Consider the following 9,486-nt stretch of genomic DNA (forward strand, 5'->3'; position numbering starts at 1 on the left):
CAGAAAAGGTAGGGGGAGAAGATTATTACCAAATGGCAATGGATATCAGCTCTGAACCCGCAGGCATATACGCTGTACTCATAGAAACCCCGTATGGAAAATACCTAAGAAAAGTGATTAAAACATAACAATTATGAACAGTCAATAGTCTAATTTATAATTTCATTCCAAAATGTTAAATTCCTAAAGTATTTAGTTATTTATCGAAAACTTTCGATGACTGTTAAAGTTATGTTTAAATTTAATGCGGAAAATTTATTTAATGGGTATACATCTGTGGCCCGAGTCAACTAGATGTTAAATTAATTTTTTCAATAGATTATAAAAAATATTTATACGAAACGGTAAGAAAATCAGTTATTGTATAAGCCTCAAACAACTAACGTATGACCAACAAACTACACTACGCCTTAGGGTTCGTTTTTGTGTTTATTTCTAGTTTTGTCTTAAACGCAACAGTTATTAAAAGTGGTAGTGGAAAAGATTCTACAGTTACAGCTTCTAAAGTTGAAAAGAAAAATCATACAATTACACCACAAGTTGTAAGAACATTTCCAGAGGTAGATACGCAACTAGAGCAACAGCTAACTTCATTTTCTTTGAATTATGCTTCTAGTGAACCAGAATTTAATCCGGCATATTTAGAAGAACATTTTGGGAGGAATCCCAAAACAGATACATTGATTGCAAAAGCCTATAGTTTGTTCAAAACCGTAGAAGGTTTAGGAAGTTTTGTTGATAAAATTACGGGAAAGGAATTATTAAAGCTCCCTATTGGTATGCGTAAGAGAGATTCTACAGGAAATACGGTAACCCTAGCAATTTCAGAAGTAGAATTTACGCCTCAACACGCCATTTTAAAAGCTTATGCCAAATTAGAAATACCAGAAAAAGGCAGTAATAACGCAAAGAAAGAACTGATTTTTGGGGCTGAAAATATCACCTTAACACATGATGGAGGTTTAGCTGGAGATATGAGGCTTGTTTTGCTAGGTGATGTGGGTATACCTATAAATGGTGATCAATGGTTAATAACCCTTAAGGGGAATATCGATTTAGAAAATGATGGAGCCTTTTCTGATGATAGTTACGTAGAGTTTGATTGTGATGGATTGAAAGGAATAGGATTAAAGGGAGATGTAAGAGTATCGAGACAGGTTTTAAAACCACTAAATTCTAATGGAACACCAAAATGTACTAATGTCAATGAATTGGATTTTTTGACACAAAGTTCTGTAAGTAAGGAATGTTATGTTGGATCATCATTTGACATTAAAACATCGGGATGGAATGATATTTTTTTGGAGGTAGATTTAGATCCTTTTGAGGTGGTTGGGCTAGATGGCTGGGGTTTTTATACCAAGAATGTGGTATTAGATTTAAGTGATACGCGAGGGTCTACCAAAATGAATTTACCCAAGGAATATGAAGCGATTTATGGAGGTGCAGACCTAAAATTATGGAGGGGTTTTTATGCAGAAGAAATAAGTGTGATGTTGCCTCAAGGGATAGAAGATAAAAATGCATCTAACGGGAGGGTAAGTTTTGGCGCTACTAATTTGATTTTAGACAGTCAAGGTATTTCTGGGACTTTTTTCGGTGAGAATATATTAACTGCTGGTAACGGTGCTGCTGGGGATTGGGCTTTTACTATAGAAGATGTTTCTTTATCACTTTTAGCAAATAATGTGCAAGGTGGCTCAATGGGCGGGGATATTTCAGTTCCCATTTTAAAACAACCAATGGATTATAATGGTTATATACATCAAAATGGTTACGGTTTGCAAGTTAGTTTGACAGAGGCTTATAGTGCTCCTGTATTTATGGGAGAGTTGAATTTAGCTCCTAACAGTAGCGTAGCTATTGATGTATTAGAAGGTAAAGTATATCCTTATGCCAATCTTACAGGTACTATGGGTATAACAGGTAACTTAAATGATACCCCAGAAACTGTAGAACAACGTGCGGAAGACAATAAATCTGAAACAACAAGTAGCGAAACAAAAGAAGAAGAAGAAAGTGGAGCTATTAATTTTAGAGGCATAGTTTTTGAAGAATTAGAATTGCAAACACAACCAGGGACAAAAAAGATTCAGGCTAAGAAGTTTGGTTTTGAAGGTAATCTCAATTTGATGAATTTTCCTGCCACAATTAGCAATTTAAGTTTGATTACTCCTGGGAAACAAGTCGGTTTAGAATTTGATTTAACTGTAAATTTGGATGGGTCGGGTGCTGGTGCAACAACTAAATTGGCTATTCTAGGGAATACAGAGGAGAATGGTAAAGCTTGGAAATTTGATCAAGTAAAACTATCTGCAATAAAAATTGACTATAAGAAAAGCGGTATTGCTTTAAAGGGTGGTCTTGAAATTATGAAAGATGACCCTCTGTATGGTAATGGTTTCAAAGGGTTGTTAATGGCAGATATAGAAAAGCTAAGTTTCAATGCTAACGGAAAAGCGATTTTTGGAGCTAAAGACTTTCGGTATTGGAGTGTAGATATCTGGACAACTAAAAATGGTAATACGCAATCTAAAAACAAACTTCTTATAGATTCTTTTGTTGGCGGTATTTCCAATAAAATGAGAAAAGTTTCTGATAACAGTGGTTTCAGTCCTGAAAACTCTGTTTATGAGCCTGATAGTGAAACTGGATTAGGTATTAGAGCTGGCGTTCAAATTAATTCAAAAAACTCAGGTACTTTCTCAGGTAGAGCCTATTTAGATATGGAGTTTAATACACATGGAGGATTAAACAGAATTGGGTTTATTGGAGAAGGAGCTTTCATGGGTAATAATGATTACGTAAAGGAAACAGGAGACACTGCAGCCTTAGCAGAAACATTAAAGGAAGTAGATGAAAAAATAAAAGAAGATTCAACTCAAATTAACCAGTTAAAGGAAGATGGTAATTATATGGAAGCTTCTAAAGAAGCGATTCCATTAAGTTCTGTGGCAAGCTCAGGTAAAGTTGGGGTGTATGTTGGTATAGAAAAAGATTTTGTCAATGACACTTTTGATGGTGAATTTGAATTGTATATAGATTTGCCTGGTTTACGTGGTGGTGGACAAAACAATATGGCAGGTTATGCAAAAATTCATACAAGTCCAACAGATTGGTATGTTTATATAGGTACACCGCAAAAACGTATTTCTTTAATCTTTGATGTAAAAATGACGGAAATTGAGGTTGGTGGTTATTTTATGACCGGAACTCAGTTGCCAAGTCAATTAGATCCACATCCAAGAGTTGTTCAAATTCTTGGGAGAGATATGTTAAACAATAATAGACAAGAAAACCAACTACAAGCGGGTAGAGGTTTTGCTTTTGGTTTGAATTTTGCCTACCGAAAATCATTTACTGGCGGACTATTTTACGCATCAATAGAGGCTGGAGCAGGATTTGATGTTATGCATGCTTTTTATCCAGATGCACAATGTGTTGGTCGTCCAGGACCAGTTGGTAATAACGGCTGGTATTCTATGGGGCAGGTGTATGCTTATATCTATGGAGAATTTGGTATAGACGTCAATCTTTTATTTGTAAAAGGAAAATTTAAAATTGGCGAAGCTGGTATTGCCGCTATGTTAAGAGGACAATTTCCTAATCCAGTATATATTCAAGGGTATGTGGGGATGTATTACAATATTCTTGGAGGGTTGGTTAAAGGTAGAATGCGTTTAAAAGTAGAAATGGGAGAGGAATGCCAACTTTCTAATATTGCAGAAGGAGTAGGGGTCCCAATAATATCAGATGTTCAACCTAACAACGGTGCAGATGATGTTTCTGTCTTTGCTGCTCCGCAAGCGGTCTTTAATTATGCTATTAATGAGGAAGTAACAGTAGACTTAGCAGAAGGGCAAAAAACTTTTCGTATTCATTTAGATACTTTTAAAGTAACGCATCTGGGTCAAGAAATCGATGGTGTAACAGAATGGAACGATTCTAAAGATGCAATAACCTTTAAACCAGAGGAAACCTTACCTTCTAAAGAAGATATCAAGGTGTTAGTAGAAGTGTCGTTTGAAGAACGCGTAAATGGTGCATTTAGACCCTTATTAGAAAATGGTAGCCCAGTTAAGGAGAAGAAAGAAATTGTTTTTCAGACAGACGAAGCACCAGACCACATTCCTTTCGAAAATATAGAATACATCTACCCTGTTGTGGACCAAGGACAATTTTATCCAGAAGAATATAAAACGGGTTATCTAAAGATGATTACCACACAAGATTATTTGTTCCAAGGAGAATATGAGATGAGAGCAGAATTTATTGCCAACGGGCAAGGTATAAGAACAGATTTATCTTATGATAGAGCCAATAAATTGGTATTCTTCGATATTCCAGATATGGATTTAGAAAGTGACTATGAAGTAAGTATCATCGCTTTTCCTCCAGGAGCCAATATAGAAACAGAAATTGTTGTAGAAGAATCTGAAGTATACTCAGAAGAGGATGCAGGAGATACAGCTTGGTACAATCCAGATTCAGATACTCAAGAGAATAAAAATGTGGGCAGTAGTGTTGTGGTAAGTAATAAAAAGGCTGCTAATGTTAAAATATCTAACGGAGCTCCAAAACCAATACTTACCTATAATTTTCATACAAGTCAACATTCTAGTTTTGGTGATAAAATAAGTGATTTAGAAATAACAAATAACATTACTAATTACATCGTAGCAGATGTGCACAGTTTAAGTATTAAGGTCGCCAATTATGAGTATTTAGATGCGTTAGAGATTTTTGGGGGTAGGTATACCAATTCGCAACCTCTAGTTTATGCGCAAGCAAAACTAACAGACAATTATTTTAATAATGTAATCGAGCCTTTAGTATACAATGAATACCCTTTAAATGGAAACATTTATGTGGATAGAGGTGAACAATCAGCAGAAGTATTAGGTGTACCTCCCATACGGTCATTTTACATTAGTACTAATTACATTGCTAATCTAGAGGAGAACCCTAATTCTTCATGGGTAAAAAATAGAATACCGTTTGTGTATAATTTACCAATGCAATACAAAATAGATTTTGCACATTTTAGAAATACTATTGCAAATAGGTATGAACCAGGTTCAGCTGGGTATAATCAATACAGTTACTTAATGCAAGTTTTTCCGGCTATGCCATTTGGTACGTATAAAGCAGAATTAATCTATAGAACCCCAGGCAATCGCTATCAAAAGGGGTATACCATCAGATATAAAAACGATTAAAAGCTATGTACAGTAAAATACTTACATATTTAATTTTACCTATAATTCTTGGGTTTACCCAGTTAACCATTGGTCAAGAACTTACTAATACCGCCAATCCTTCGGTAAAAGTTATTGCACGGTCTTTAGAAGACAAAGTGCTTTTGCGTTGGGCTGTAGATCAACCTTATGCGTGGAAGAAAGCTAATGAATCTGGTTTCTTAATAGAACGCATTACTATAGAAAGTAATGGTCTTGCTCTAGATAACGGTCCTAGGATAATTTTAACAACCCAACCATTAAAACCTGCTCCATTAGAGGCCTGGGAAAATTTGGCCACGCAAAATCAGAATGCCGCGATTTTAGCGCAAGCATTATACGGTCAAAGTTTTAATGCTACGCCCCCAGGCAATAGTACCATGACCATGGTTTATACCATTAATGAAGAGTTGGAGCAAAGACATACGTTTGCTCTATTAGCAGCAGAACAAAGCTGGGATGCCGCTAAGTTAGCAGGTTGGGCATTTGAAGACACGTCTATAATAAAAGGTGAAAAATACATCTACAGCGTTAAGGTGGCTTCGACCGATGAAGAAGCAATAAAAATTGATAAATCTGCCGTAGTAGCTGGTACACCTTTTTATGAGGCATTACCCAAACCTATAGAACTATCTGCGGTTTTTGGAGATGGTGTGGCTAACGTAACATGGGACTTTAATTTGCTGAAGTATATTTATTCGAGCTACAATTTGGAGCGCTCTGTTAACGGTAATCCTTTTGAGCAAGTTAATACATCGCCCATATTTAATGCGCAGCAAGGAGCAGATGGTCAAAGTGCAGCTTTGTTCTATCAAGACTCCATTACTAACGGTAAATCGTATAAGTATAGAGTAAAAGGTTTTACGGCTTTTGGTGAAGTAGGGCCATATTCAGAAGAAGTAGGGGGTATGCCTAAAGAAAGATTAGCATTTACCCCTAGAATTTCTAGGAAAAAAATCTTAGATCCCAATACAGTAGAATTACAATGGGAGTACAATGAAAAAGGAAACGAAGCCATTCAAAGTTTTTATTTGAGCAGAAGCAATAAAGACGATGGTGTTTATTATAAAGTAGTAGAAAACATCCCTGTTAATCAAAGAAAAATCACCTATAGAGGGCTAAAGGCAATAAATTATTTTAGAATTACGGCTGTTGGCAAAAATGGCATAGAGAGTGAATCCTATTCTTCCATGGTGCAACCAATAGATAGTACTCCACCAGCTCCACCAGTAAACATAACGGCCAAAATAGATACTACTGGCGTAGTAACTTTAGAATGGAATAGAAATACAGAGGTAGATTTGGCCGGTTATCGGGTGTATAGAAATACCTCTAAAACTGCTGAGTTTTCTATGGTAAGTCCAGCGTTGATAAAAGATAATCGTTTTACTGATACGATTACCATCAAAACCTTGAATACCAAGATGTACTATAAGGTAACGGCGGAAGACCAAAGGTATAATACTTCAGAATTTTCTAAGGTATTCGCTTTAAATATTCCCGATGTTTTACCTCCTTCTCCTCCTGTAATAAAATCGTTTGCAAATAATGCGGAAGGTGTAGCAATTACTTGGGTACCAAGTAGTAGTAAAGATGTAAAAGCGCATATTCTATTTAAAAAGGAGACCCAAAGCAAAGAATGGTTACAGCTCAAAGTATTGGAAAGCGATACCACTTTTATGGATGAGAATACGGTAGCTGGTACGTTTGCTTATACGGTTATTGCAAAAGACAGCACCGGATTAGAAAGTACCCCTGCCAAGCCAATAATTGTAAAGCGTAAGGGACAAACAACTACAGAAAAAGCGATGAACTTAACGGCAGTGCCTAATAGAGAGCTCAGGTTTATAGCCATCCAATGGCGTATAAAAAATGAAGACATAAGCGAGTACCGCTTGTACAAAAGTGTTAACAGTGGACCTTTGCGGTTGTACCGAACGCTAGATAAAGAAAGCAATGGCTTAAATGATGTGGATATCTCTGTAAACACGCTATATAGTTATGGTATACAGGGAGTTAGTAGGTTAGGTGTAATGACGCCTATTAAGAAAATTCAAGTAAAATATTAGGATGAAAAAAATTCTTTATATTTCGATTTTATTTTCAATCCAAATAATAAATAGCCAATATTATTATAAGGTTGAAGCAGATATTACTATTACTCCAGAGGCTTTAGCAAATAGATTGTATATTTTTCTAGTAGACGAAGAAGGTAATAGAGAAAGAATATTTGCGGAAGTTGGTGCCAATGTAGGTAATCCGGATGCTTTTCAACCAGTTACATACGTTGAAAACTTTGTTGTTGAATCTCCAAATGTTTATACACAAATTAGATACGAGTATGTTGTTTTTTCATGTATTTATTGTCCAGAACCTCCACCCAATGTTTATGAAGATAGTTTTATCTCATGCTATAACGATAACTCTTACAACACTGGAGGTGTAGAAATAAATAAACTTAGAGTAATATCTATAAATGATGTTGACAACATTTTAGACAGATATGATAATAATGAGTGGAATGGATGTGATGATTTAACTTTTAATATTAACAATTGTAACACGAATTTACAGTATGGTGTTAATATAAATTATCAGGATTTTACTTCAAATCTAATTGCATATGGAGAACATCCTTTTAATTTTAGTTTTGATACCAACGACTTGGCTTTTATAGATTCAAACACTGTTTTTGAATTAGAAATAGTTTATTCTGAAGATGTAGGTAACGAATTTACGGACAGTATTATTTTAGAGAAAAGGGACTGCTCCATCGAACACAGTAGTTTAACTACTGAAGATGAGACTTGCGCTGGTTCAGGAGATGGTAAAATACGTTTGGGTTTTGAAGATGACGTGGAAGAGGGTTATTTTATGCGGTATTATATCTATCAGGGCAATGCGGATGATTTTGTAGGTAATGTAACCGATTCTATACCGGCTAGGCCAACAGACGTTTATGAGGATGTAAATTTTCGGACCTCAGCAGAATCTGGCAATAACCTGGGTCCGCTACAATTAAACCCAGACACTGGTGAATACGAGGGAGAATATTCTGGTTTAGCGGGCTTGCCAGGAAATAATACCGGCCAGCCTTATTACATCGTTTACCAAGAAGTAGAGGATTTAGGCGATACATTCAACGTTAAGAGCGGTAATATCACGGAGACATTTTACATTAGGGTGCCATCGGCATTGTCAGTGAGCACGCCCGTTTTTACCCAGCCAGAATGTGCCGGAGACAAGGGCACCATTGGTTTTAACGTTTCAGGAGGTGGTTATGCTAATACTGATGCTGCACGATATTATTATAGTGTAGATAGTGGCGGTGGTTTTGTGGATTGGACCGAAAGTACTACGGGAGCTATTAGTATCCCCAATCTAAATGCGGGCACTTATAATATAAAGGTAGTTGCTGGGAACAGTAGTTTGGCCAATACGGATGGTTGTCATGTGACCCTTTCGGACCTCACCATTGCTGCCCCCGTTCCCTTAGGCTTTGATTTGAGCTCCAGCCCGGAGTCCTATCCAGGAGCCAATGACGGAACCGTAAGTGTGAACAACATCACGGGCCGAGCAGGGATGACCTTGTCCATCAATACTATTCCAGAACAAAGCTTAACAGTGGCCAATCGCGGTGAACATTCATTTACCTCCTTGCCATCCGGCATCTATACGGTCACCCTAAGTGCAGGTACTTGTACGTATACGGATAGTATCGAGGTCACGGGGGTTACCCTACCCGTGATTACGGTCAACAGCACTACGGCAGATAATTGCGACCCTGCGGGAGCGGGTAGCGTAGATTTCGGTATAAGTGGTGGTGTAGGCGACCGTCCCTACCGTGTTTTGGCCAGTGACGGTACAACGGTAATCGCCAATGGTACCGCTACGGATGCCAATGCGATTACGGTAAACAATTTGGTTTTTGACACCTACACCATACAAGCGGTAAACCAAGGCAATGATTTTAGTAATCCGAACCTAATATCCTCAGCAGAATTTACCATAGACTCTGGAGCCAACATAGAAATAAGCAACGTAGCTACCACGGTGATAAACTGTTTTGGAGGTACCAGTACCCTGACCTTTGATACCAACCTAGGTACCGCTGCGGAATACTACCTAGATACCCAAGCGAACCCCGATTTAACAACGGTTACTTGGACGACCTATGATGTAGCAGGCCAATCAGGATTAACGGCAGGCACGTATTACCTTTGGGTACGTAGTACTACGGATACGAGCT

3 protein-coding genes are annotated in these 9,486 nt (G+C 37.2%); all 3 read left to right on the forward strand.

Features of this window, described 5'->3' with window-relative positions; genetic code table 11:
• Positions 1–386 precede the first annotated feature (386 nt).
• Positions 387–5,219, forward strand: coding sequence for a hypothetical protein (locus HCO57_RS16440; protein ID WP_167989931.1), 4,833 nt, complete (start codon positions 387–389; stop codon positions 5,217–5,219).
• Between the two features lie 5 nt (positions 5,220–5,224).
• On the forward strand, positions 5,225–7,306 hold the full coding sequence (locus HCO57_RS16445; protein ID WP_167989932.1) for a fibronectin type III domain-containing protein: 2,082 nt from the start codon (positions 5,225–5,227) through the stop codon (positions 7,304–7,306).
• Between the two features lies 1 nt (position 7,307).
• A partial coding sequence (locus HCO57_RS16450; RefSeq protein WP_167989933.1) for a collagen binding domain-containing protein occupies positions 7,308–9,486 on the forward strand: 2,179 nt, incomplete at its 3' end.

This window comes from Croceivirga sp. JEA036 (assembly GCF_011882165.1).
Classification (GTDB): domain Bacteria; phylum Bacteroidota; class Bacteroidia; order Flavobacteriales; family Flavobacteriaceae; genus Croceivirga.